Source organism: Variovorax sp. V93, from assembly GCF_041154485.1.
Taxonomy (GTDB): domain Bacteria; phylum Pseudomonadota; class Gammaproteobacteria; order Burkholderiales; family Burkholderiaceae_C; genus Variovorax; species Variovorax beijingensis_A.
The window spans coordinates 1,017,579-1,040,679 of record NZ_AP028669.1 but is presented as its reverse complement, the minus strand read 5'-3'; the positions used below and the strand labels follow the sequence as shown (position 1 = coordinate 1,040,679).

At 68.3% G+C, this 23,101-nt stretch carries 22 protein-coding genes; 14 read left to right on the top strand and 8 right to left on the bottom strand.

Annotated features, from left to right (window positions below; genetic code table 11):
• Positions 1 to 7: 7 nt before the first annotated feature.
• Complete coding sequence (locus ACAM54_RS04650) at positions 8 to 349, bottom strand: hypothetical protein (RefSeq protein WP_192323152.1); 342 nt, start codon at positions 347 to 349, stop codon at positions 8 to 10.
• 173 nt (positions 350 to 522) lie between these two features.
• On the opposite strand from ACAM54_RS04650, the gene ACAM54_RS04645 reads away from it, so the two are divergent.
• Entirely contained in the window at positions 523 to 2,049 is a 1,527-nt protein-coding gene (locus ACAM54_RS04645) for a PLP-dependent aminotransferase family protein (RefSeq protein ID WP_369649982.1), read from the top strand.
• A 50-nt stretch (positions 2,050 to 2,099) separates the two neighbouring features.
• On the opposite strand, the gene ACAM54_RS04640 is transcribed toward ACAM54_RS04645, so the two are convergent.
• From ACAM54_RS04640 to hisN, 3 genes are all read right to left on the bottom strand, one after another.
• Positions 2,100 to 3,026 (bottom strand): ROK family protein, encoded by a 927-nt coding sequence (locus ACAM54_RS04640; protein ID WP_145740743.1) that lies wholly within the window; start codon positions 3,024 to 3,026, stop codon positions 2,100 to 2,102.
• A gap of 43 nt (positions 3,027 to 3,069) precedes the next feature.
• The gene (locus ACAM54_RS04635; RefSeq protein WP_012746130.1) at positions 3,070 to 3,264 is read right to left on the bottom strand and encodes a DUF2905 domain-containing protein; all 195 of its coding nucleotides are present in this window, start codon (positions 3,262 to 3,264) and stop codon (positions 3,070 to 3,072) included.
• A gap of 266 nt (positions 3,265 to 3,530) precedes the next feature.
• Positions 3,531 to 4,319: a histidinol-phosphatase gene (gene hisN, locus ACAM54_RS04630; protein ID WP_369649981.1), complete on the bottom strand. Its 789-nt coding sequence runs from the start codon at positions 4,317 to 4,319 to the stop codon at positions 3,531 to 3,533.
• Between hisN and ACAM54_RS04625 the strand changes: the two genes are divergently transcribed.
• Positions 4,318 to 4,821 (top strand): DUF5329 family protein, encoded by a 504-nt coding sequence (locus tag ACAM54_RS04625; RefSeq protein ID WP_369649980.1) that lies wholly within the window; start codon positions 4,318 to 4,320, stop codon positions 4,819 to 4,821. The two genes, hisN and ACAM54_RS04625, sit on opposite strands and share 2 nt — an antisense overlap.
• A gap of 26 nt (positions 4,822 to 4,847) precedes the next feature.
• On the opposite strand, the gene ACAM54_RS04620 is transcribed toward ACAM54_RS04625, so the two are convergent.
• On the bottom strand, positions 4,848 to 5,711 hold the full coding sequence (locus ACAM54_RS04620; RefSeq protein WP_145740740.1) for a TauD/TfdA family dioxygenase: 864 nt from the start codon (positions 5,709 to 5,711) through the stop codon (positions 4,848 to 4,850).
• Positions 5,712 to 5,818: 107 nt separating this feature from the next.
• Entirely contained in the window at positions 5,819 to 6,934 is a 1,116-nt protein-coding gene (locus ACAM54_RS04615) for a class I SAM-dependent methyltransferase (protein WP_145740739.1), read from the bottom strand.
• A 26-nt stretch (positions 6,935 to 6,960) separates the two neighbouring features.
• Between ACAM54_RS04615 and ACAM54_RS04610 the strand changes: the two genes are divergently transcribed.
• The 5 genes from ACAM54_RS04610 to ACAM54_RS04590 are packed head-to-tail and all read left to right on the top strand — an operon-like array spanning position 6,961 to position 10,458.
• Positions 6,961 to 7,749 carry an SDR family oxidoreductase gene (locus ACAM54_RS04610; protein ID WP_369649979.1) on the top strand — a complete coding sequence of 263 codons (789 nt, stop codon included), beginning with the start codon at positions 6,961 to 6,963 and terminating at the stop codon, positions 7,747 to 7,749.
• Between the two features lie 8 nt (positions 7,750 to 7,757).
• Complete coding sequence (locus ACAM54_RS04605) at positions 7,758 to 8,132, top strand: dihydroneopterin aldolase (protein WP_012746124.1); 375 nt, start codon at positions 7,758 to 7,760, stop codon at positions 8,130 to 8,132.
• 57 nt (positions 8,133 to 8,189) lie between these two features.
• Entirely contained in the window at positions 8,190 to 9,122 is a 933-nt protein-coding gene (gene ttcA / locus ACAM54_RS04600; RefSeq protein ID WP_145740735.1) for a tRNA 2-thiocytidine(32) synthetase TtcA, read from the top strand.
• Positions 9,123 to 9,168: 46 nt separating this feature from the next.
• On the top strand, positions 9,169 to 9,789 hold the full coding sequence (locus tag ACAM54_RS04595; RefSeq protein ID WP_145740734.1) for a DUF4136 domain-containing protein: 621 nt from the start codon (positions 9,169 to 9,171) through the stop codon (positions 9,787 to 9,789).
• A gap of 21 nt (positions 9,790 to 9,810) precedes the next feature.
• Positions 9,811 to 10,458 (top strand): histidine phosphatase family protein, encoded by a 648-nt coding sequence (locus ACAM54_RS04590; RefSeq protein WP_145740732.1) that lies wholly within the window; start codon positions 9,811 to 9,813, stop codon positions 10,456 to 10,458.
• Here the strand turns inward: ACAM54_RS04590 and ACAM54_RS04585 are convergent.
• Positions 10,455 to 13,622 carry an efflux RND transporter permease subunit gene (locus ACAM54_RS04585; RefSeq protein WP_145740731.1) on the bottom strand — a complete coding sequence of 1,056 codons (3,168 nt, stop codon included), beginning with the start codon at positions 13,620 to 13,622 and terminating at the stop codon, positions 10,455 to 10,457. The genes ACAM54_RS04590 and ACAM54_RS04585 overlap by 4 nt on opposite strands.
• Entirely contained in the window at positions 13,619 to 14,749 is a 1,131-nt protein-coding gene (locus ACAM54_RS04580) for an efflux RND transporter periplasmic adaptor subunit (RefSeq protein WP_369649978.1), read from the bottom strand. Before ACAM54_RS04580 ends, ACAM54_RS04585 begins: the two co-directional genes overlap by 4 nt.
• A 402-nt stretch (positions 14,750 to 15,151) precedes the next feature.
• Between ACAM54_RS04580 and ACAM54_RS04575 the strand changes: the two genes are divergently transcribed.
• From ACAM54_RS04575 to mdoH, 7 genes are all read left to right on the top strand, one after another.
• Positions 15,152 to 15,469, top strand: a complete 318-nt coding sequence (locus tag ACAM54_RS04575) for a hypothetical protein (protein ID WP_225612796.1) — start codon at positions 15,152 to 15,154, stop codon at positions 15,467 to 15,469.
• A 90-nt stretch (positions 15,470 to 15,559) separates the two neighbouring features.
• A complete protein-coding gene (gene miaB, locus ACAM54_RS04570) occupies positions 15,560 to 16,924 on the top strand; it encodes a tRNA (N6-isopentenyl adenosine(37)-C2)-methylthiotransferase MiaB (RefSeq protein ID WP_145740727.1) in 1,365 nt (454 codons plus the stop codon).
• A complete protein-coding gene (locus tag ACAM54_RS04565; RefSeq protein WP_145740725.1) occupies positions 16,924 to 18,351 on the top strand; it encodes a sensor histidine kinase KdpD in 1,428 nt (475 codons plus the stop codon). Before miaB ends, ACAM54_RS04565 begins: the two co-directional genes overlap by 1 nt.
• 113 nt (positions 18,352 to 18,464) lie before the next feature.
• Positions 18,465 to 19,076, top strand: coding sequence for a hypothetical protein (locus ACAM54_RS04560; protein WP_369649977.1), 612 nt, complete (start codon positions 18,465 to 18,467; stop codon positions 19,074 to 19,076).
• Between the two features lie 34 nt (positions 19,077 to 19,110).
• Positions 19,111 to 20,499: a sigma 54-interacting transcriptional regulator gene (locus ACAM54_RS04555; protein ID WP_145740723.1), complete on the top strand. Its 1,389-nt coding sequence runs from the start codon at positions 19,111 to 19,113 to the stop codon at positions 20,497 to 20,499.
• Between the two features lie 193 nt (positions 20,500 to 20,692).
• The gene (locus ACAM54_RS04550; protein WP_012746113.1) at positions 20,693 to 20,896 is read left to right on the top strand and encodes a hypothetical protein; all 204 of its coding nucleotides are present in this window, start codon (positions 20,693 to 20,695) and stop codon (positions 20,894 to 20,896) included.
• Between the two features lie 7 nt (positions 20,897 to 20,903).
• Positions 20,904 to 22,919, top strand: coding sequence for a glucans biosynthesis glucosyltransferase MdoH (gene mdoH / locus ACAM54_RS04545; protein WP_209502472.1), 2,016 nt, complete (start codon positions 20,904 to 20,906; stop codon positions 22,917 to 22,919).
• The last annotated feature ends 182 nt before the right edge of the window (positions 22,920 to 23,101 follow it).

Here is a 23,101-nt window from a genome sequence, read left to right as displayed (position 1 = left end):
ACGTCGGCTAGGTTCCGGTCAGCAGCCGCACCAGCCGCATGACGGGCCGGGCCTCTGCTGGCCGGACCGTGGATGCGGGCGCCTGCTGCGGCGCATGCACGCGCAGCCGCACCGGCGCCAGCGCCGACAGCTCGATCCAGCCGCCGCGTTCCAGCCGGTGCACGTCGCCCTCGGTCAGCGCGGTCTTCGCGGTGAACACGGTGTCGCCGAACCATGAAGGCGGCGACACCAGCAGCGCGCGACCCTCCAGCATCTCCAGCCAGGTGGCGGGGTCGAGCGCGGCGCGCAGGGCCTCGCCGGGTTGCAGGACGACGGTATCGGGCAGTCGGTCGAGGGTGGTGGGGGACATGGCGCGCCTTCTGGAGTGGGTGCGTTCATCGTAGGAATTCGGGCGCCCGGAAAACAGGCACACGCCCAGGCGATTCGCACCGGAACAGCGGTGGCCGCGGCGCATCTGTTATGGTCGTTTTCCTTCGCAACTGCATCTGTTTTTGGATGCGCGACAGGGGGAGCATCGAGCCCATGGATTCGCTACCGCTCTACCGCCAGCTCGCAGCGCACTACGTGGATGCGATCCACACCGGCTCGCTCAAGCAGGGCGACAAGCTGCCTTCGCTGCGCAGCCTCATGCGCCTGCACGGCATCAGCCTGTCGACTGCGCTGCAGCTGTGCCGCACGATGGAAAGCGACGGCTGGGTCGAGGCGCGCGACCGCTCGGGTTATTTCGTGCGCCGGCCGCGGCGCCTTGCCATCGCGCCGATGGAGGAGCCCGCGGCCGGCGTGCCGCCCGACCCGGCGCAGTACGTGGGCATCCACGCCAAGGTGTCGGACTTCGTGGCGCGCCGCCGGCAGCTTTCCGAGAAGCTCAACCTTTCGATCGCGCGCGGCGCACCCGAGCTGTATCCCGCGGAGGCGCTGCGCAATGCGATGACGCGCATGCTGCGCCAGCAGCCCGACATGCTGACGGTCGCGGCGCCGCTCAAGGGCCACCGCCAGTTCCGGGAGGTGCTCGCGCAGCGCAGCCTGCGCGTGGGCATGGCGATCTCGCCGGAAGACATCCTGGTCACCAACGGCTGCATCGAGGCGCTCAACCTCGCGCTGCGTGCGGTGGCGCAGCCGGGCGACACGGTGGCGGTGGAGTCGCCCACCTTCTACGGCCTGCTGCAGGTGCTCGAGAGCCTGGGCATGCGCGCGCTGGAGATCCCGACCAGCCCGCAGACCGGCCTCTCGATCGAGGCGCTGGAACTCGCGATCCGCACCTACGACAACATCAAGGCCGTGGTGGTGGTGCCGCACCTGCAGAACCCGCTGGGCAGCGTGATGCCCGACGCCCACAAGGCACGGCTCGCGCAGCTGTGCGAACGGCATGAGATTCCGCTGATCGAGGACGACACCTACAGCGAGCTCGTCGACGCCCCGACGCCGCCGCGTGCGCTCAAGTCCTGGGACGGCAGCGGCAACGTCATTCACTGCGCCTCGCTGCACAAGATCCTCGCGCCCGGCCTGCGGCTGGGCTGGATCACGGCCGGACGCTGGCACGCGCGGGTGGAGATGCTCAAGTACGCGCAGACCCGCAACAACGAGGGCCTCTCGCAAAGCGGGGCCGGCCTGTTCATGGGCACCGGCGCCTACGACCGCCATCTGCGCCATCTGCGCGGCTGCCTGAAGACGCAGCGCGAACAGACCGCCGATGCGATCGCCGGCTACTTTCCGGCCGGCACGCGCATCAACCTGCCGCCCGGCGGGCTGCAGCTGTGGGTCGAACTGCCCGAGCGCCTGTCGTCGTCACGGGTCTTCGATGCGGCACTCGCGGAGCGGATCGTGGTGGCGCCCGGCACGCTGTTCTCCAACTCCTCGCGCTTCGATCACTACCTGCGCATCAACTGCGGCTGGCCGTATGGCGAGGAGGTCGACACGGGCCTGCGCCGCCTGGGCCAGATCGTCGAGACGCTGATGAGCCGCCGCGCGCCGGCCTCAGAAGGTGTGAAGGAGCCGTCGCGAGCGCCCCGAGCTTGCGTCGAGGACCGGAACCGTACTCGCGTACGGTGAGGACCGCAGGTGCGAGATCGGGGGTGCGCAGCAGGTTCATTCGCACCTTCTCAGTCGAGCAGTGCCAGGGCGGCGTAGTCGCCGACCTTTTCGCCCAGCCCCGCGGGCACCAGCAGCACGCCGCGCGTGAGCGGCTTGAGCTTGCCGTCGACCTGCGCCTGCAGCCGCGGCAGCAGGAAGTCGCGGTGGTGCCAGAACACGCTGCCGCCCAGGCTGATGCGCTGGAGGTCGAGCGTGGCAACCAGGTTGTAGATCATCCGGCCCATGACGCGGCACAGGGCATCGACGATCTCGACGGCATGCGGCTCGCCGTCCGAGGCGGCCGCGAACAGGTCGGGCGCGGGCTGCCCGAAGCGGCGCGCGATGGAGTTGCCCGCCACCAGCGCTTCCACGTCGCCGAGGTTGCCGCAGCCGCACAGCGCGCCGCTGGCGTCGTCCGCCACGAAGCTGTGGCCCGCATGGCCGGCATTGCCGTTCTTGCCGCGCAGCGCACGGCCATCCACACACAGGCCCACGCCCACGCCGGTGCTCCAGGTGACGTAGGCGCAGTGGTCCAGGCCCTGCAGCGCGCCCCAGTGGCGCTCGGCCTCGAGCGCGGCCACGGCATCGTTCTCGACCCGCACGCGGCCGAAGCGCCGGGCCAGGGGCGCCTCGATGATCGCCGTCATCCAGTTGTTGGGCAGGCCGCGCGCGGGCCCCGCAATGCCACCGCAGATGTTGGGCGTGGCCAGTTCCACCATGCCGTCGCGCAGCTCGAAGGGGCCGGTGGACGAGACGCCCACGCGGTCGATGTCGGCCGGCGCGATGCCCTGCTCGGCGCAGACCTCGTCGATCATGCGCATGATCTGCACCGCCACGGCGTCGTTGTCGCCGGTCTTGGCCGTGGGCTCGCTGCGGCGGCCGGCCAGCGGCGCATCGCTCGAAGGGGAAAGGCTCACGGCCACCTTGGTGCCGCCGATGTCAACGCAGGCTCTCATCGCGTGGTTCTTCTCTCTGGGGTCTCTGGGTTCATCAACGGCGCTAGACGAAGCGCGCCACCAGCGCCGCGATCATGCTGAGTACCAGGGTGCTCGAGATCGGCAGCTGCCACTCGCGGCCGAAGGCGCGGAATTCGAAATCGCCCGGCAGCCGCCCGAAGCCGAACCGGCGCAGCCAAGCCGTGAGGCCGCTCATGAGCACCAGGGCAAGGACGACGACGATCAGCCAGCGGATCATGGGGAACAGTCTAGGGCCTGTTAACGCTATGGAAGGGGATCGCGTTGCTTCGCCAAGGGGCTGGATGCAAGGCGCCCGGGCGCAGCAAGGCTTTGGCCTTGCAAGCGCGGGCAACGCCGCAGACGGCCCCTTGGCGAAGCAACCCGAAGGGAAGCTCGCCACAGCCCGCCCCTCGGCGTTGCGCTCCTTGTGCGTGCGGACGCACGCACGGCGTCACGCGCCTTGATGGGCGGGCTGTGGCGAGCTTCGCGACCCCTTCCATAGCGTTAACAGGCCCTAGAGGCCGCCAGGATGGCCATGGCTTGTCGGTGAAGTTCGGGCGTTGCGGCCGCGATCACCCGGCCGTCGGACGCCAGCCCCAGCGGCTGGCCCTGCCAGTCGGTGATGACGCCGCCCGCGGCCTCGATCACGCCCGCCGGACCCAGGTAGTCGTAAGGCTGCAGCCCGGTTTCCACCACGAGGTCGATGGTGCCGCCCGCCAGCTGGGCATAGCCGTAGCAGTCGCCGCCGAAGCGACGCATCGCGCACTGCCGGCTGAGGCGGTCGAAGGCCTGCCAGTCGGTGGGCGCGAAGATGTCGGGCGAGGTGGTGACGATGCGCGCCTTGGCCACCTCGGTACAGCCGCTGGCATGCACCGGCTGGCCATCGCGCGTGGCGCCCTGGCCGGCCTGGCCGACCCAGCGCTCCTTGAGCACCGGCATGTCGATCATGCCGAGCACCACGCGGGAACCCTGCAGCACGCCGATCAAGGTGCCCCACAGCGGCGATCCGGTGATGAAGCTGCGCGTGCCGTCGATCGGGTCGAGCACCCAGACGCGCTCGGCGTCGAGCCGCTCGAGGCCGTGCTCCTCGCCGAAGATGCCGTCCGCCGCGGCGCGCACGGCAAGGATCTCGCGCATGGCCGTCTCGGCGGCGCGGTCCGCCAGCGTCACGGGGCTCTCGTCGGCCTTGGTGATGATGTCCAGCGGCGTGCGGAAATAGCGCATCGACTGCGCGGCTGCAGCATCGGCCAGGGAATGGGCGATCGACAGCAAATCGGGGGCGGAAGAGCTCATGGGAAACCAAGCGTGCCAAAACCTGCGATTAGACCCGAGCCGGGCCCGGTTTGACACGCGGGGGGCCACCGCCCTAGCATGGTCCGGAAATTGCCACATCGACCACATGGCTTCATTTCAACTTCCGCGTCGCGCCCTGTTGGCGCTTGTGCTCGGCCTTGCGGCCGCAGCGGCCCAGGCGACCCCTTCCGCGTCGGAGCAAAAACTCATCGACACGCTGATCCTGCGCGTCTCGAAGATGACGACGATGACCTTCATGCGCAACGGCAATGAGCACGACGCCGCCGATGCCGCCAAGCACATGCAGGCCAAGTTCGACTACTTCAAAGACGAGATCGCCACAGCGGAAGACTTCATCGACCGCTGCGCCTCCCGCTCGGAGGTGACGGGCAAGCCCTACAAGGTCAAGATGCCGAACGGCTCGATGCGCGACGCCAACGAATTCCTCAACGCCGAATTGCGTGCGTTGCGCCGGGGCGGCGACAAGGCCGGCGCGGGTTGAGCCCGCTGCATCAGCGGAAAAAGCAGTCAGAAGGGCGTGTCGCCCACGATGGTCGTGCGGTTCAGGCGGCGGCGCAGATGGTCGGGCGTGCCGGCCGCCAGGTGCATCAGCGAGCGGTTGTCCCAGAACACCAGGTCGTGCGGCGCCCATTGGTGGCGGTACACGAACTGCGGCTTCACGCTGTGCGCGAACAGCTCGGCCAGCAGCGCGTCGCTTTCCTGCTGCGGCAGGCCGACGATGCGCGTCGTGAAATGCTCGCTGACGAACAGCGCCTTGCGGCCCGTTTCGGGATGCGTGCGCACCACCGGCTGGACGGCAGGCGCGACCTGGTCGATCTGTTCCTGCGAGAGCTTGGGCCGCCACGGGTTCTTCGCGCGCAGCTCTTCGTACTTGGCGAGATAGCTGTGCTCGGCCTTGAGCGGCAGGATGCGCTGCTGCAGCTCGGGGGAGAGCGTTTCCCACGCAAGATGCTGGTCGGCAAAGAGCGTGTCGCCGCCTTCGCTCGGCAGCTCCTGCGCATGCAGCAGCGAGCCCAGGCTGGGCTGTGGCTTGTACGAGATGTCCGAATGCCAGTAGACGCCCGCATCGCCCAGGCCGATGGGCTCGCCGTTCTCCTTGATGTTGGAGACGATCAGGATCTCGGGATGGTTCTTCAGATGGAACTGGTGCAGCACATGGATCTCGAGCGGACCGAAGCGGCGGCTGAATTCGATGTGCTCGGCCGGGGTGATCTGCTGGTTGCGGAACACCAGCACGTGGTGATCGAGGTGCGCACGGTGGATGCGTGCGAAGTCTTCGTCATTGATGGGCTTCGCGATGTCGAGGCCGAGGATTTCTGCGCCTACGGGGGCGTTGAAGGGGCGCACTTCGAAGTGCTGGGGGGCGGTCATTGCGCCAATGTAGGTTTTGACGGGGGTTTTCTCAAAGAAATCTTTGTTGGTTGCTTATGGTTCTTTTTGAGGTCGGGGGCCGGGTCTCGCCCCGGAAAACAAACATTTCAAAGGGTATGGCTCCGATCCCCCTCCAGGAACCCCATCGCCTCCCACCCCTCCCCCACCGCAAACCCCACCACCTTGAACAGCTCCCCCATCTCATGCTCATGGATGAGCCGAGCCGCCATGCCCCTTTCGGCCGTGCTGCCCTGCCCCATCCGCTCGAGCAGCCCGCAGTTCAGCAGAAAGCGCGCCTGGCTGGTGTAGCCCAGCACCTCGAGCCCCGCCTCCTGCCCCGCAAGCGCAATGCCGGTGAAATTGACGTGCGACGTGATGTCCTTGTAGCCCACATCCGAGAGGGGATCGCCGTCGGCCTGGTGCGCACGATGGCACATCACCGTGCCCATGTGGCGCTGCGGGTGGTAGTACTCGCGCTCCGGAAAACCATAGTCGATGAAGAAGGCCGCACCTTTCTTCAGGCGGTCCGCGAGGGTTGCGACAAAGGCCTCGGCCTGCGGATGGATCTCGGTCAGGTAGTCGTGCTCGCCAGGCACCTCGAACGGCGGCCGCAAGGCGGTTTCGCGGTCGGCCCAGGCCCAGCCGTCGGCGCGCGCGTTGCGCACCACGCCGCGCTCGAACCACTGGCCGCCCACGCGTGCCAGCAACTGCACCGGCATCGCATCGAGCACCTCGTTGCCGACCACCACGCCCTGCATCGCATCGGGCAGTTCACCGAGCCACTCGACGCGGTCCGCGTAGCGCACCAGCGCCTGCTGCTGGCGCTCGCGCAGGGTGCCCGACAGGTCGACGATGCGGTAGCGCACGTCCGCGCGGCCCATCTCGTCGAGCGCATGCAGCAGCTGCACCGCGAGCGCGCCCGTGCCGGCGCCGAACTCCCAGACCGTGTCGGTGCCGGTCTTCGCGAGCGCCTCGGCCACCTGCGCCGCGAGCGCCTGCCCGAACATGGGCGTGAGCTCCGGCGCCGTCACGAAGTCGCTGCCCGAAGACGGCATGTGGCCGAACTTGGCCGAGCTGTTGGCGTAGTAGCCCAGCCCCGGCGCATACAGCGCGAGCGCCATGAAGCGGTCGAAGCCGATCCATCCGCCCGCCCGCTCCACCGAACGGGCAATCAGGATATCGAGGGCGATGGGTAAACTGTTTGTCGTCGTTTTTGTCGTCACCCGCCGATTCTCCCTTCTCTGCCCGCATGAGCACAGCGCCACTTCCTCCTGTTACGCCGGCCCGCCGCACCGTCCTCGTCACGGGTGCCGGCCGCCGGCTGGGGCGCGAGATTGCGCTGGCGCTGGCCGCGGGCGGCTGGCAGGTGGCGGTGCACTACCGCAGTTCGCAGGCCGAGGCCGCCCAGACCGTGGCCGATTGCGCGGCCCTGTCGGGCAATTCAGCACTGTTCGAGGCCGACCTGCTTGACGAGGACGCCACCCGCGCCCTGCTGCCGCGCGTGGCGGCGCACTTCGGCAGCGTCGATGCCGTGGTCCACAGCGCGGCCCTGTTCGAGCACGACGACGCCGCCAGCTTCAGCTACGCGCTCATGGAGCGCCATGCGCGCAGCAACACCGGCGCGGCCATCGTGCTGGCGCAGGCGCTGCGCGACCACCTGGCGCTGCGCGGCGACGCACAGGGCGCGGTGGTGCACATGCTCGACCAGAAGCTCTGGAACCCCAACCCCGACTTCCTGAGCTACACGCTCTCCAAGGCCGCGCTCGAGGCCGCCACGCCCATGCTTGCGCTGGCGCTGGCGCCGCGCGTGCGGGTGGTGGGCGTGGCGCCCGGCCTCACGCTGCCCAGCCACATGCTGGACGAAGACAGGTTCTCGAAGCTGCACACGCTGTCGCCGCTGGGCCGCTCTTCCACGCCGGCCGACGTGGCGGCCACGGTGAAGTTCGCGCTGGAGAACAACTCGATCACCGGCACCACGCTCGTGGTGGACGGCGGCCAGCACCTCATGAAATTCGACCGCGACTTCTCGCTGATGTGAGCCCCACCATGCCTTCCAACCCGATCGGCCGCCAGACACTCACCCTGCAGGGGCTGCGCTTCGACGCCAACCTGGGCATCCTCGACCAGGAAAAGACGGCGCCGCAGCCGATCCAGGTCGACGCCGAGCTGCACCTGGGCGCCCAGCCGCTGCTGCCGAAGGACGACGACATCTACCACGTGCTGGACTACCGCAAGGTGCGCCGCATCATCATCGACGAGTGCACGGCCGAGCATGTGAACCTGCTCGAAACGCTCATCGGCAAGCTCGCGCAGCGGCTGCTGCAGCTGCCCGGCGTGGTCGGCGTGCGGGTGAAGATCGCCAAGCTGGAGATCTTCGACGACTGCGAGGTGGCTATCCGCATGGAAGCCGGGGAATGGTGAACCAAGGCAAAATCGGGCCCTCCTCCCCCCGATTTGCCTGACCGAAGCAGCCCACCCATGAACGCCGTCTGGATCGACGAGGCGCCCGTCGCCGGCGCCACCCCCGCCAATTCCCTGAAGATCGAACGCGAGACGCACAAGCTCGAGAAGCGCCTGTGCCGCGAGGTGGGCCGCGCCATCGTCGACTACAACATGATCGAGGACGGCGACAAGGTCATGGTGTGCGTCTCGGGCGGGAAGGACAGCTACGCCATGCTGGACATCCTGCTCAAGCTCAAGGCCCGCGCGCCGATCCATTTCGACATCGTCGCGGTCAATCTCGACCAGAAACAGCCCGGCTTCCCCGAAGAGGTGCTGCCCAAATACCTGAGCGAACTGGGCGTGGACTTCCACATCGAGAACCAGGACACCTACAGCATCGTCAAGCGCGTGATCCCCGAGGGCAAGACCACCTGCGGCCTGTGCAGCCGGCTGCGCCGCGGCATCCTGTACCGCGTGGCGGACGAGCTGGGCGCCACCAAGGTCGCGCTCGGCCACCACCGCGACGACATGCTCCAGACCTTCTTCCTCAACATGTTCTTCGGGGGCAAGCTCAAGAGCATGCCGCCCAAGCTGGTGAGCGACGACGGCAGGCACATCGTGATCCGCCCGCTCGCCTACGTGGCCGAGAAGGACCTGGTGCGCTGGGCCCAGCACCGCGAATTCCCGATCATTCCGTGCACGCTCTGCGGCAGCCAGGAAAACCTGCAGCGCAAGCAGGTCGGCGAAATGCTGCGCGAGTGGGACAGGAAATTCCCCGGCCGCGTGGAGAACATGTTCACCGCGCTGCAGAACGTGGTGCCCTCGCACCTGCTCGACGGAACGCGGCACGACTTCAAGGGTCTGAAGGCAACCGGCGTGGCCGACGAAGACGGCGACAAGGCCTTCGACGCGCCCTCCTTCGACCTGCTCTCCCAGGCACCTGCCGCCCTGCGCATCCTTCAGGGCTGAGCGGGCAACCCAGGGGAATTTTGGGCCGACTAGCCCGGAGATCCTCATGAAACGTGCATTTTCAGCTCTTCTTCTGATAGCAAGCCTGAGCGGCTGCGCCACCTCCTGGGTGGTCGACAGCGATGTGAAAAGCTTCGCGTCGCCGGGCACCGTGGCGCCCGGCGCCAGCTACCGCTTCGAGCGCCTGCCGTCACAGCAGGCCGACCCCGCCCGGCAGGAATCGCTCGAGGCCATGGCCGCAGCCGCGCTCGAAAAAGTGGGACTGCGCCGCGACGATGCCAGGCCGCAATACAGCGCGCAGATCGGCGCCCGCGTCACGGCCGGCCTCTCGCCCTGGGCCGACCCGTGGCTCTTCGACGGGCCCTGGGGCTATGGCTACGGCTATCCCGGCTACGCACGCCGCTGGTATGGCGGCGGCTGGTACGGCGGCCCGGCCTTCATGCCGCCCGCGGCCAACCCCTGGTACGAGCGCGAAGTAAGCATCGTGCTGCGCGACATCGGCTCGAACCGCGTGGTCTACGAAACGCGGGCCCGCAACGAGGGCCCGTACAACGTCAGCGCGACCATCCTGCCGGTGATGTTCGAAGCGGCGCTGCAGGGCTTTCCGAATCCGCCGCAGGGCGAGCGCCGGGTGAACATCGAGCTGTCCACCGCGAAGAAGAAATGACGCGCTTCTAGAATCTGACCGATGGAAGAAATCACCCGCCTGATTGCCGTTCGCCATGGCGAAACCGCCTGGAACGTCGACACGCGCATCCAGGGCCAGCTCGACATCGGGCTCAACGACACCGGGCTCTGGCAGGCCCGGCGCGTCGGGCAGGCGCTGGCGCACGAGGACATCGGCGTGATCTACGCCAGCGACCTGTCGCGCGCCTGGCAGACCGCGCAGGAAATCGCCAGGCCGCACGGCCTCGCGGTGCAGCCCGAACCCGGCCTGCGCGAGCGTGCCTTCGGCCGCTTCGAGGGCATGAGCTTTGCCGAGATCGAGTCCACCCTGCCCGAGCAGGCCCGGCGCTGGCGCGAGCGCGATCCCGAATTCCAGCCCGAGGGCGGCGAGAGCCTGCTGGTCTTCCGCGAACGGGTGACGCGCATCGCGTCAAAACTGGCCGCGCGCCATCCGGGCCAATTGGTGGCGCTGGTGGCGCACGGCGGCGTGATGGACGTGCTCTACCGTGCCGCCACGCGCCAGGAGCTGCAGGCGCCGCGCACCTGGCAGCTCGGCAATGCGGCCATCAACCGCATGCTGTGGACGCCCGAGGGCTTCAGCCTCGTCGGCTGGAGCGACACCGCCCACCTGGCGGCAGACGACGACGTTCTCGACGAGACAACGACCTAGGCGTGCGAGGCCGCATGCCCCGCGGCACCACCGGCCTCGGCCTTGGCTTCGCCCGGCAGCTCGACCATCGGCCCGGTGCCGCTGTAGCGGTCGAGCGCCAGGTAGATCGCGGGCGTGATGTAGAGCGTGATCACCTGCGAGAAGATCAGCCCGCCCACCACCGCCACGCCCAGCGGCTGGCGCAGTTCGGCGCCGGCCCCCAGGCCCAATGCGAGCGGCAGCGCGCCCATCAGCGCAGCCAGCGTGGTCATGAGGATCGGGCGGAAGCGCAGCCGGCAGGCCTCGCGGATCGCATCCACCGGCTTCATGCCCTCGGTGCGCTGCGCGTCGAGCGCGAAGTCGATCATCATGATCGCGTTCTTCTTCACGATCCCGATCAGGAGCAGGATGCCGATGGTCGCGATCAGCGTCAGGTCGAAGCCGAAGAGCTTGAGCGAAAGCAAGGCACCCACGGCCGCCGACGGCAACCCGGCCAGGATGGTCAGCGGGTGGATGTAGCTTTCGTACAGCACGCCCAGCAGCACGTAGATCACGAGCACGGCCAGCACCAGCAGCACGGCCTGGCTGGCCTGCGAGCTCTGGAACACCGCCGCGTCGCCGCCATAGGTGGTGATGATCGACTGCGGCATCTTCAGCTCCTGCTTGAACTGGTCGATCTTCGCGGTCGCGTTGCCCAGCGGCACGTCGGGCGCGAGGTTGAACGACACCGTCACCGCCTGCAGCTGTCCCTGGTGGTTGACCGAGGTGGGCCCCACGGTGCGCTTGACGGTCGAGAAGGCCGACAGCGGCACCAGCCGGCCGCTGGTGCTGCGCACCGACAGGCGCGACACGTCGTCCTCGAACTGCCGGTCGTTGTCGGCGGCCGAGAGAATCACCTGGTAGGTGTTGCTCGCGCCGTAGATGCTGCCGATCTGCCGGTCGCCATAGGCGTTGTAGAGCGCGGTGCGCAGGTCGCCCACGGCGACGCCGAGCACGCCGGCCTTGTCGCGGTCGATCTCCAGCGTGGCCTGCAGGCCGCGGTTCTGCGAGTCGCTGGTGACGTCGCGGAAGGCCGGGTCGGCGCGCATGCGCTCCATGAGCCGCGTGGCCCAAGGCACCATCTCGCCCGCATTGACGCTCTGCAGCGTGTACTGGAAGCGCGCCTTGCTCTGGCGGCCGCCCAGGCGCAGGTTCTGCACCGGCTGCATGTAGACCGCAATGCCCGGGATCTCGCGGAAGCGCTGGCGCAGCGACTCGAGCACCACGGCCATCTTGGGACGCTCGCTGCGCGGCTTGAGCACGGCGAACAGCCGGCCGGAGTTCTGCGTGGCGGTCGGCCCGCCCACGCCGACGAACGAGCTCACGTAAGCCACGCTCGGGTCGGCCTGGAGCGAAGCGGCCACGCGTTCCTGCAGCGCGTTCATGGCGGTGAAGGAGATGTCCTCGGCCGCTTCGGTGGTGATCTGGATCTGCCCGATGTCTTCCTCGGGGAAGAAGCCCTTCGGAATGGAGACAAACAGCCAGGCCGTGACCACGAAGGTGCCGCCCGCCAGCAGCAGCATCAGCCTGCGGTGCGCGAGCGTCCAGTCGAGCGTTCGCATGTAGCCTGCATGCACCCAGCGGTAGCCGCGCTCGAAGGCGCGGCCGACGGCGGTTCCCGGCTCGGGGTGCTCTTCCTCGTGGTCGAGCACGCCTTCCTTGCGCGGCACGTGCTTGAGCAGCCGGCTCGCGAGCATCGGCACCAGCGTGAGCGACACGATGGCCGACACCAGCACCGCCAGCGCCACCACCACCGCGAATTCATGGAACAGGAGGCCGATCACGCCCGGCATGAAGAAGATGGGAATGAACACCGCCACCAGCGAGATCGAGATCGAGATGATGGTGAAGCCCACCTCGCGCGCCCCGCGCAGCGCGGCAGCCATCGGCTCCATGCCCTTCTCGACGTAGCGCATGATGTTCTCCAGCACCACGATCGCGTCGTCCACCACCAGCCCCACGGCCAGCGTGATGCCCAGCAGCGAGACGTTGTCCAGGCTGTAGCCGAAGGCGTAGAGCAGGGCCACAGCACCGATCAGCGAGATGGGAATGGTCGCGGCCGGGATCAGCGTGGCCACCAGCCGGTGCAGGAACAGGAAGATCACCAGCACCACCAGCGCAACGGTGCCCAGCAGCGTGAGCTGCACGTCGTGCACGGCCTCGCGGATGGAGAGCGAGCGGTCGTTCACCATGTGGATCTCGACCGATTGCGGCAGCTCGGCCTTGAAGCGCGGGATCAGTGCGCGCACCGCGTCCACCACCTCCACCGTGTTGGCATTGGGCTGGCGCTGAACGGCCAGCGAGATGGAGCTCTGGCCGTTGAAGCTGCTCGCGGTCTTGACCGATTCGAAGCTGTCTTCGATGGTGGCCACCTCGTCGAGCCGCACCGGCGCGCCGTTGCGCTGCCCGACGATCAGCTTGGCGAAATCTTCCGCCTTGGTGAGCTGCCGGTTGGCCTGGATGGTGAGCGTCTGGCGCGGCCCGTCGAGCACGCCGACGGGCGTGTTGGCATTGGCCGAATTCACCGCCTTGGCCAGCTCGTCGAGCGTGATGTTGCGCGCATTGAGCAGGTCGGCATTGGCCTTGATGCGCACCGCGAAGGCCTTGCGGCCATACACCGCCACCTGTGCCACGCCGTCGATGGTGGAGAGCGTGGGCGAGATCAGGTTCTCGGCATAGTCGTTGAGCTCGGACGGGTTCATCGACGGCGAGATCAGCGAGATGAACAGCACCGGCGCGTCGGCCGGGTTCACCTTGCGGTACGAAGGCAGCTGCGTCAGTTCCTGCGGCAGCTGGCGCTGGGCGCGCAGCAGCGCGGCCTGCACGTCGACGGCGGCGGCGTCGATGTCGCGGCTGCTCACGAATTCCAGCGTGATCGAACTCACGCCCTGGGTGTTGACCGAGCTGATGGTCTGCAGGCCCGGAATGGTCGAGAACTGCTTTTCCAGCGGCAGCGCCACCGACGAAGCCATGGTGTCGGGGCTCGCGCCCGGCAACTGGGCGTTCACGTTGATGACCGGCGTGTTGTAGCTCGGCAGCGCGGCGACCGGGATGCTGAAGTAGGCAAAGATGCCCGCCACCACCGCTGCCGCAGACAACAGCACCGTCATCGCGGGACGACGGATGCACAGCTCGGAGATGTTCATGCGCGTTCCCGCGGAGCCTGGGTGTCCGAGGAGGCTGCGCTGCCAGGCGTGACACCGGTGGTGCCGGCCGGTGCGGGCTTTTTGTCGACGCGAACCTTGCCGCCCGGGCGCACGTTCTGGCTGCCCTCGATGACCACCTGCTCGCCCGGCTCGACGCCGCTCACCGCCACCTTGGTGCCGAAGGTGTAGAGCACCTGCACCTTGCGGCGCTTGGCATTCATGGCCTGGTCGACCACGTAGAGCGAAGCGCCGTCGGACAGCATCATGAGCGCCGCGGCCGGCACCACCGTGGCGCCGGAGAGCGTGCGGACCGTGATCCGCGTGCCGACGAACTGGCCCGGCCAGAGGCTCTGGTCGGCGTTGTCGAACACCGCCTTGGCGCGCACGGTGCCGATCTGCGGATCGACCGTGTTGTCGACGAAATTGAGCACGCCGCTGAGCGGCTCCTTGCGCCCACTGACAAGCGCCTCGACCTTGGCCCGGCTGCGCGCCGCCGCCAGCAGGTCCTGCAGATTGGCCTCCGGCACCGGGAAGCTCACCGCGATGGGATCGAGCTGCGTGATGGTGACCAGCGACAGCGTGGGCTGCACCAGCGTGCCGGGGTAGATGTTGACCGCGCCAATGCGCCCCGCAATGGGCGCGCGCAAGGTGGCGTAGCCCAGCGCCACCTGCGCCGATTGCACCGCGGCGCGGTCGGCCGCCACCGCAGCGCGCTGCGCCTCGAGCTGCGACAGCGTGGCGTCCGTGGCGCTCTTGGAAATGAAGTTCTGCGCCAGCAGTTCCTGGCTGCGCCTGTACTGGCGCTCGAGGTCGGCCATGGTGGCCTCGTCGCGCTTCTGCTGGGCGCGCGCACGCGCCAGGTTGGCCTGGTCGTTGCGGTCGTCGAGCGTGAAGAGCAACTGGCCCTCCTTGACGAACTGCCCTTCCTTCACGTGCACCGCCGCGACGGTGTTGGTCACCTGCGGCCGCAAATCGACACTGTTGAGCGACACCACGCTGCCGTTGACCTGCACCGTGACCGGCACGTCCTGCCGCTCGGCGGTGGCGAGCGTGACGAGCGCGGCCGGCGCGCCATTCGCGGGGGCTCCACCGGCGGCGGCGGCCGGCCTGGCGCTCTTTGCCGCCATGCGATCGCCCGACCCGTTCCACCACCATCCCGCGACGGCTACGATCAACACACCTGCAAGAGCGAGGACGAGTTTTTTCTTCATGGGTTCTTGTGCACTTTGGGCTGACAGCGGCTATTGGAGCAGCCGTCGACTCGCAGTGTCCGTGAGTGCCGTAAAGATAAGTAAAGCCGCAATGCCAGGGCCCATGTACAACCCGCTGTGGCAGGCGCCGGGGATGATTTCACCCCGCCGCTAAAATCGCCGCTCCACAGCCTCTGGATATACCCCATGAACCGCTGCAAGAAACCCACGAATGCTCTCACTTTCATAGCGCTTTGCACAGTAGCTGCAAGCCTTTTTTCCATTGGCGCCGCGGCCCAGTCCGAGGTGCCCCGGCCGCAGACCCAGAACGAGTCCCTGGTGGGCGGGCGCACCTTCCCGGTCGGCACGCTGCGCGGCAAGTTCATGGTGATCGACGGGGTCGACGTCGAACTCGACGGCAAGCCTGACCGCATGGCGCCGGGCGGCCGCATCCGCAGCGCGCAGAACATGCTGGTCATGTCCAGCACCATCACGGGCCAGAAATTCCTCGTCAACTACACGCGCGATGCCGCCGGCCTGCTGCGCGAGGTCTGGATCCTCACGCCCGACGAAGCCGTTGCCAAGCGCGAGTCGCTCGACAAGCCGCTGCTGAACATCTGGCCGTTCACTTCGAACGACACCGTCAACACGCAATAAAGATGCCGGCGGGCCGCGCCCGCCGCGTCGCGGGACCACGCAAGCGCCCTGCATCGGCCCTCCCGGCGAGGAAGGCCAGGAAAACACCCCATGAGCAAAAAAGTATTTATCAAGACCTTCGGCTGCCAGATGAACGAGTACGACTCGGACAAGATGGCCGACGTGCTGAACGCCGCCGAGGGCTACGAGCCGACGCAGAACGTGGACGAGGCCGACCTGATCCTGTTCAACACCTGCTCGGTGCGCGAGAAGGCCCAGGAAAAGGTGTTCAGCGACCTCGGCCGCGTGAAGCACCTGAAGGCCAGGGGCGTGAAGATCGGCGTGGGCGGCTGCGTGGCGAGCCAGGAGGGCGACGCCATCATCGCGCGCGCGCCCTACGTCGACATCGTGTTCGGCCCGCAGACGCTGCACCGCCTGCCCGAGATGCTGAAGGACCGCGAGCGCCTGGACCGTCCGCAGGTCGACATCAGCTTTCCGGAGATCGAGAAGTTCGACCACCTGCCGCCCGCGCGCGTCGAGGGCGCCACGGCGTTCGTCTCGATCATGGAAGGCTGCTCCAAGTACTGCAGCTACTGCGTGGTGCCCTACACCCGCGGCGAGGAAGTGAACCGGCCGCTGGACGACGTGCTGGTGGAAATCGCCGGCCTGGCCGACCAGGGCGTGCGCGAAGTCACGCTGCTGGGGCAGAACGTGAACGCCTACCGCGGCCGCATGGGGGACACGGCCGAGATCGCCGACTTCGCGCTCCTGATCGAGTACGTCGCCGAGATCCCCGGCATCGAGCGCATCCGCTACACCACCAGCCACCCCAACGAGTTCACGCCGCGCCTGATCGAGGCCTATGCCAAGGTGCCGCAGCTGGTGAGCCACCTGCACCTGCCGGTGCAGCACGGCAGCGACCGCATCCTGATGGCCATGAAGCGCGGCTACACCGCCATGGAATACAAGAGCACGGTGCGCAAGCTGCGCGCCATCCGGCCCGAACTCGCGCTCTCCAGCGACTTCATCGTCGGCTTCCCGGGCGAGACCGACGAAGACTTCGCAAGGATGATGAAGCTGATCGACGACTGCCAGTTCGACAACAGCTTCAGCTTCATCTTCAGCCCGCGCCCCGGCACGCCCGCCGCCGCGCTGCACGACGACACGCCCCATGCGGTGAAGCTGGCCCGCCTGCAGACGCTGCAGCGCGTGATCGACGGCAACGTGCGCCGCTTCGGCGATGCGCTGGTCGGCACCACGCAGCGCGTGCTGGTCGAAGGGGCTTCCCGCAAGGACGCGAACGAGCTGATGGGCCGCACCGCCTGCAACCGCGTCGTCAACTTCGAAGGCGACGCACGCCTGGTCGGGCAGATGGCCGACCTGCGCATCACGCGCTCGCTCGCCTACACGCTGCGCGGCGAAGTGGCCACGCGCGAATCGTCGACGGTGCCGGTTCCCGCCGCGCTCGCCGCCTGATGGCGAAGCGGCCGTCCAGACGGGGCTCGTTCCAGCAGCTCCTGCTTTTCGCGTTCCTGCTGATCACCGCCCTCCTGGTGGGCGTGGCGCTGCGCTCGGTGTTCCAGTACGACGCGCTCATGACCCAGAGCCGCGATGCGGCGGCCCGTGCGCTGCGGCTCTCGGGCGCGGCCCAGTCGCTGGCCGAGCGCAGTGCCGCCATGGAGCGCGCCGGTCGCCAGTCGCTGGTGCTGAACGACGCCGTGCTGCGCCGCCGCTTCGACGACGCCGCGCGCGAAGCGCACCAGGTGCTCGAAAGGCTCGAGAGAAACGGCCTCGCACCTTCGGGCATCGAGCTCTGGCGCGCCCAGCTCGGCGTGATCGAGGGGCTGATGAGCGGCAGCCCCGAGAGCGCGCTCTCGCGCGAAAGCGGCATGGCCATGCAGTTCCGCGAGCTCGATTCGCTGAACACGAACCTTGCGCAGCAGGCCCAGTTCCTGATCGAAATGCAGAACGACGCGCTGGCCAAGCGCATCGAGAACGCGCGCCGCCGGCTGATGCGCGAAGTGGTGGCCGCCAGCATCCTGGCGGTGTCGCTGGCGCTGGCTTTCGGCATCTGGCTCGCGCGCCCTTTCAAGCGGCTCGAGCACGCCATCGTCGGACTCGGCCAGAACCGGCTCGACGAGCCCATCGACATCCGCGGCCCGGCCGACGTGCGGCGGCTGTCGCAGCAGCTCGAGTGGCTGCGCCTGCGCCTGACCGAACTCGATGCCGACAAGGCACGCTTCCTGCGCCACGTCTCGCACGAACTCAAGACGCCGCTGGCGGCGCTGCGCGAAGGCGTCTCGCTGCTGGAAGACGGCGTGACGGGTCCGCTCAACCCGGCCCAGCTCGAAGTGGCGCAGATCCTGAACCAGAACACCGTTTCGCTGCAGGGCCAGATCGAGGCGCTGCTGCGCTTCAACGCCGCCGCCTTCGAGGCCCGCGAACTGCGCCGCGAACGCACCGACCTGCTGCCGCTGGTCGAGGAGCAGATCGAGGCGCAGCGCCTGCAATGGCAGGCCCACGGCCTGCGCGTCCATGCCGAGGGCGAGTCGATCACGCTCCCGGTGGACCGAGCCAAGCTCGGCACGGCGGTGGCCAACCTGCTGTCCAACGCGATCCGGTATTCGGCGCGCGGCGGCGTCATTTCGATCGTGGTGTCCGGCACGCCCACCACCGCGTGCATCGATATCAACGACGCGGGCCCGGGTATTGCCGAGGGCGACCGGGACCGGATTTTCGAGCCTTTCTACAGGGGCGAACGCCAGCCCGAGCATGCCGTCAAGGGCACGGGCATCGGCCTTTCGATCGTGCAGGAGTACATTGCTGCCCATGGGGGCCGCATCACCCTGCTGCCAGAGGGGCCCGGCGCGCGCTTTCGCATCGAACTGCCGCGCACGGCCTGAACCCACCGTGAAGCCCCCGGGCATCCCCTGAAAACAAATACCGCCTCTTGCCTTTTCTTCAATCCATGCTTTTTCCGTTCGTCCGCAGTTCGACCCTGTCCGGGGCGGTGGCCATGCCTTTCGTCCTGCTGCTGGCCGCCTGCGCGACGCAGCCCGCACCACCCGCCGAGGCCGAGGCCCTGCCGCCGCCGCCCGCCGTGCCGCGCGTGATGCCGGTCGAGGCCGAGCCCAAGGCGCCCGCCACGCAGCCCGCCTCGCTCTTCACGCTGATGACCCAGGGCCCGGTCGCGGCCATGCTGGCCTATGCCGACAAGATGCGCCCGCTGGGCGGCACCGAGCTGGCCGCCGAAATCACCCGCGCCGGCGATCCGGGCGATTCGCCCACCGCCCAGATGCAGCTTGCACTGCTGCTCGCGCAGACCCGGGTGCCGGCCGACCTGGCGCGCGCGCTGGGCCTGATGCAGCGCGTGATCTCCAACCCCTCGCCCGAGGCACAGCCCCTGCAGCCGCTGGCGCGCGCGCTGGCCGCGCGCTACGTGGAACAGCGCCGCGTCGAGGACGACCGCGACAAGCAGGCGCAGCAGGTGCGCGAAAGCCAGCGCCGCATCGACCAGTTGAACGACCGCATCGAGGCGCTGCGCGCCATCGAGCGCAGCTTCGCGCGTCCTAACAACGTGCCGGCGCCGACCCTGCCTCCGCCCTCCGGCACCAGGCCCAATCCATGAACCGCAGCCGGCGATTGCCCAAGGAGCCCCATCGATGAGCACGACCGGCGCGCGCCTGCTGGTGGTCGACGACGACCCGGACATGCTGCGGCTGCTCTCGATGCGGCTGAGCTCGGCGGGTTACCAGGTCACGGCCGTGACCTCGGCCGAAACCGCGCTCACGCAGCTCGAGATCGAGCATCCGCAGCTGGTGCTCAGCGACGTGCGGCTGCCCGGCCGCGACGGACTCCAACTGTTCGACGAGATCCGAAAGCGCCACCCCTCGCTGCCGGTGATCCTGCTCACCGCCCACGGCACCATTCCCGATGCGGTCGAGGCCACGGCGCGCGGCGTGTTCACCTACCTCACCAAGCCCTACGACGGCCGCGAACTGCTCGACAAGATCGCGCAGGCGCTGGCGCTCGGCGCACCGGCCAGCACCCCCGCCAAGGCCGGCGACGAAAGCTGGCGCGCCGAGATCGTGAGCCGCAGCAACCGCATGTCCGAGCTGCTGGCCGAGGCGCGCATGGTCGCCAAGTCGGACGCCTCGGTGCTGCTGCGCGGCGACAGCGGCGCCGGCAAGGAACTGCTGGCGCGCGCCATCCACCGCGCCAGCCCGCGCGCCGACAAGCCCTTCGTGGCCGTCAATTGCGGCGCCATCCCCGAGGCGCTGCTCGAATCGGAGCTGTTCGGCCACATGAAGGGCGCCTTCACCGACGCCCACGCCAACCACAAGGGCCTGTTCCAGCAGGCCGACGGCGGCACGCTGCTGCTCGACGAAATCGGGGACATGCCGCCCGCCCTGCAGGTCAAGCTGCTGCGCGTGCTGCAGGAGCGCGCGGTGCGCCCGCTCGGCGCCAGCCAGTCGATCGAGGTCGACGTGCGCATCATCTCGGCCACCCACCGCGACCTGGATGTCGCCATGGAAGCCGGCCAGTTCCGCGAAGACCTCTATTACCGGCTCAACGTGGTCACGCTCACGCTGCCGCCGCTGTCGGCCCGGCGCGAGGACATTCCGCTTCTGGCCAACCACTTCCTGCAGAAGCTCTCGACCAAGTACGGCAAGCGCCTGTCCGGCTTCGCGCCCGAGGCACTCAAGGCGCTGGCCACCGCGGCCTGGCCCGGCAACGTGCGCCAGCTCTACAACGTGGTGGAACAGGTCTGCGCGCTGTCGAGCTCGCCGCTGATCCCGCTGGCGCTGGTGCAGCGCGCGCTGCGCGTGCCCACGGTCGAGGTCCAGACCTATGCCGAGGCCAAGCAGCGCTTCGAGCGCGACTACCTCGTCGGGCTGCTCAAGCTGACCGACGGCAACGTGGCCGACGCCGCCCGGCTGGCCGACCGCAACCGCACCGAGTTCTACCGCCTGCTGCAGAAGCACGAACTCACGCCGGGCCACTTCAAGGCCGACGCTGTCGCTCCGGGCAGCGAGCCTGTCGCCGACTAGCGACGCCCCTAAGTTGTTGATTTAAAAGGCCATTCTCCACCAGCCTCGCGGGCTTGTCGGGATTCGGCGACAAAAACCGGGGTTTCGGGGCCTTCCAGCCGGCTCCAACCCCGAAAACAGCATCCAGATCGCCATAAGTCGTTGATCTGAAAGCGTTTTTCCAGCCTGGCACAGGGTTTGCCCCTGTACAGGCATGACAGCACTCACCAGCCCATCTTTCGCACTGCGCCAGCAGCGCGACGGCCTGCGTCAAAAGCAGTTTTCCCCCGTGCGGCCCCGTGCCGCCGGTCATTCGGTGGCCGCGCTCGCAAGCGCGGGCGGCGCCGAACCGGATTGCGTGATCAAGCGCTTTCCTGCCATTGGCGACACCCCTTCCCTCGACAAGCAACGTTGGTAAATCACACATGAAGCCGAACGACTTCTCCCAACTGAACGTGCTGACCGAAGCCGACTTTTCGCACCGCAGCCCGGTGCGCGAAGAACGCCACCCCAATTCCGTGACCGCTCCGCCGGTCAACCGCGGCTCCATGACGCCCCGCCCCTGGCGCGGCTTCTGGAACAGCATCGGCACGGCCCTCCTGGTCAAGCTCGGCGCCGGCGGCAAGCCGGAAAGCCAGACCGCCGAAGCCGGCGCCCAGGTCAAGCAGCCCTGGCAACGCGCCGCGGCCCAGCGCCGCTTCGCCTTCATGGCGCTCACGCTGCTGAGCACCGTGATCGCGTCCGTGCTGTTTGCCGGCGTGCAACCCGACTACGACAACGTCTGGCTCGAATACGGCCAGATCGGCCTGTACGGCCTGCTCTCGGGCTGGGTCGTCACCGGCTTCGTGACCGCGCTCATGGGCTTCTACGTCTCGGTGCGCGGTGACAAACACGCGCTCTCGGTCAAGCAGGTGGCCCACCACCCGATGAACCCCGAGGCACGCACCGCGATCATCATGCCGATCTGCAACGAGGACGTGGCCACGGTGTTCGCCGGCCTGCGCGCCACCTGCGAATCGGTCGCGGCCACCGGCCACGCCAAGCAGTTCGACGTGTTCGTGCTGTCCGACAGCTACTCGCCCGAAACCGCCGCCGCCGAGCGCGCCGCCTGGGAAGACCTGCGCGCCGCGCTGGCCGACAGCCCCAACCAGCCGCAGGTCGAGGTGTACTACCGCCTGCGCACCCGCCGCACGCACCGCAAGGCCGGCAACGTCGCCGACTTCTGCCGCCGCTGGGGCAAGGACTACCGCTACATGGTCGTGCTCGACGCCGACTCCGTGATGAGCGGCGATTGCCTGACCTCGATGGTCAAGCTGATGGAAGCCAATCCGACCGCCGGCATCATCCAGACCGCCACGCAGGCCATCGGCCACGTGACGCTGCATGCCCGCGCGCAGCAATTCGCCTCCCGCGTGACGGGCCGCCTGTTCACGCTGGGCATGCAGTTCTGGCAACTGGGCGAATCGCACTACTGGGGCCACAACGCGATCATCCGCGTCGAGCCCTTCATGAAGCACTGCGCGCTGGCGCCCATCAAGGGCACCGGCGGCATGTCGGGCGGCATCATGTCGCACGACTTCGTCGAAGCCGCGCTGATGCGCCGCGCCGGCTACAACGTGTGGCTCTGCGCCGACCTGGTCGGCAGCTACGAGCAGCAGCCGCCGGACCTGCTGGCCGAACTGCAGCGCGACCGCCGCTGGTGCCAGGGCAACCTGCAGAACGCCCGCCTGATGGCCGAGCCCGGCATCCACCCGGTGCACCGCGCCATGTTCGTGACCGGCACCATGGCCTACGTCTCGGCGCCGCTGTGGCTCGCATTCCTGACGCTCGGCACCGCGCTGTGGCTGAGCGGCTCGAGCCTGATCTCCAGCTGGAGCGTGCTGCCGGCGGAACTCGCCGGCCTGTGGGTCTGGACCCTGTGCCTCCTGTTCCTGCCCCGCGTGCTCGGCATCGCGGCCGTGCTGATGCGCGGCGAGCAGCGCCAGTACGGCGGCCTCTGGGGCCTGGTGAAGAGCTCGGTGCTCGAAAGCGGCCTGGCCATCGTGCAGGCGCCGGTTCGCATGCTGGCCCACTCGCTGTTCGTGCTGGTCGCCCTCACCGGCATCAAGCTCGACTGGAAGTCGCCCCCGCGCGAAGCCGCTGCCGTGCCGTGGAAGGTCGCCGTGACGCAGCTCGCTCCCATGAGCGTGGTGGTCGGCGCGCTGGCCCTGGGTGTCGCAATGATCGATCCGAGCGCGCTGATCTGGCTCATGCCGGTGGGCCTGCCGCTGCTGCTGGCCATTCCGCTGACGGTGCTGACCAGCCAGATCGCGCTGGGCACCTCGCTGCGCGACCGCGGCTTCCTGCTGATTCCCGAGGAATCGCGTTCGCCGGCCGTGCTGCGCCGCGCCTGGATGCATGCATTGCGCCTGGCGCGCCCCGCGGCGCTGGCAACGGCCTGATGCGCTGAAGACACAGCCTCGAAAAAAAGCCGACCTCGGGGTCGGCTTTTTTCATGGCGCGTGGCTAGAATCGCGCCTTCCTTTTTTCAACCCACGGATCCCTCGATCCCCTGGAGCGCCAAGTGCCCCGATTCGCCGTCACCACCCTCTGACGCCGACAACACCACTCGCTGGTCATGTCG

What these genes read in the sequence shown, in the direction of transcription:
- ACAM54_RS04565 (WP_145740725.1), top strand. Translation starts at nt 16,924, where the DNA reads ATGGCGAAGCGGCCGTCCAGACGGGGCTCGTTCCAGCAGCTCCTGCTT.
- ACAM54_RS04590 (WP_145740732.1), top strand. Translation starts at nt 9,811, where the DNA reads ATGGAAGAAATCACCCGCCTGATTGCCGTTCGCCATGGCGAAACCGCC.
- hisN (WP_369649981.1), bottom strand. Translation starts at nt 4,319, where the DNA reads ATGAGCTCTTCCGCCCCCGATTTGCTGTCGATCGCCCATTCCCTGGCC.
- ACAM54_RS04560 (WP_369649977.1), top strand. Translation starts at nt 18,465, where the DNA reads ATGCCTTTCGTCCTGCTGCTGGCCGCCTGCGCGACGCAGCCCGCACCA.
- mdoH (WP_209502472.1), top strand. Translation starts at nt 20,904, where the DNA reads ATGAAGCCGAACGACTTCTCCCAACTGAACGTGCTGACCGAAGCCGAC.
- ACAM54_RS04625 (WP_369649980.1), top strand. Translation starts at nt 4,318, where the DNA reads ATGGGAAACCAAGCGTGCCAAAACCTGCGATTAGACCCGAGCCGGGCC.
- ACAM54_RS04640 (WP_145740743.1), bottom strand. Translation starts at nt 3,026, where the DNA reads ATGAGAGCCTGCGTTGACATCGGCGGCACCAAGGTGGCCGTGAGCCTT.
- ACAM54_RS04620 (WP_145740740.1), bottom strand. Translation starts at nt 5,711, where the DNA reads ATGACCGCCCCCCAGCACTTCGAAGTGCGCCCCTTCAACGCCCCCGTA.
- ACAM54_RS04550 (WP_012746113.1), top strand. Translation starts at nt 20,693, where the DNA reads ATGACAGCACTCACCAGCCCATCTTTCGCACTGCGCCAGCAGCGCGAC.
- ACAM54_RS04635 (WP_012746130.1), bottom strand. Translation starts at nt 3,264, where the DNA reads ATGATCCGCTGGCTGATCGTCGTCGTCCTTGCCCTGGTGCTCATGAGC.
- miaB (WP_145740727.1), top strand. Translation starts at nt 15,560, where the DNA reads ATGAGCAAAAAAGTATTTATCAAGACCTTCGGCTGCCAGATGAACGAG.
- ACAM54_RS04585 (WP_145740731.1), bottom strand. Translation starts at nt 13,622, where the DNA reads ATGAACATCTCCGAGCTGTGCATCCGTCGTCCCGCGATGACGGTGCTG.
- ACAM54_RS04580 (WP_369649978.1), bottom strand. Translation starts at nt 14,749, where the DNA reads ATGGCGGCAAAGAGCGCCAGGCCGGCCGCCGCCGCCGGTGGAGCCCCC.
- ACAM54_RS04555 (WP_145740723.1), top strand. Translation starts at nt 19,111, where the DNA reads ATGAGCACGACCGGCGCGCGCCTGCTGGTGGTCGACGACGACCCGGAC.
- ACAM54_RS04605 (WP_012746124.1), top strand. Translation starts at nt 7,758, where the DNA reads ATGCCTTCCAACCCGATCGGCCGCCAGACACTCACCCTGCAGGGGCTG.
- ACAM54_RS04650 (WP_192323152.1), bottom strand. Translation starts at nt 349, where the DNA reads ATGTCCCCCACCACCCTCGACCGACTGCCCGATACCGTCGTCCTGCAA.
- ACAM54_RS04645 (WP_369649982.1), top strand. Translation starts at nt 523, where the DNA reads ATGGATTCGCTACCGCTCTACCGCCAGCTCGCAGCGCACTACGTGGAT.
- ACAM54_RS04610 (WP_369649979.1), top strand. Translation starts at nt 6,961, where the DNA reads ATGAGCACAGCGCCACTTCCTCCTGTTACGCCGGCCCGCCGCACCGTC.
- ttcA (WP_145740735.1), top strand. Translation starts at nt 8,190, where the DNA reads ATGAACGCCGTCTGGATCGACGAGGCGCCCGTCGCCGGCGCCACCCCC.
- ACAM54_RS04595 (WP_145740734.1), top strand. Translation starts at nt 9,169, where the DNA reads ATGAAACGTGCATTTTCAGCTCTTCTTCTGATAGCAAGCCTGAGCGGC.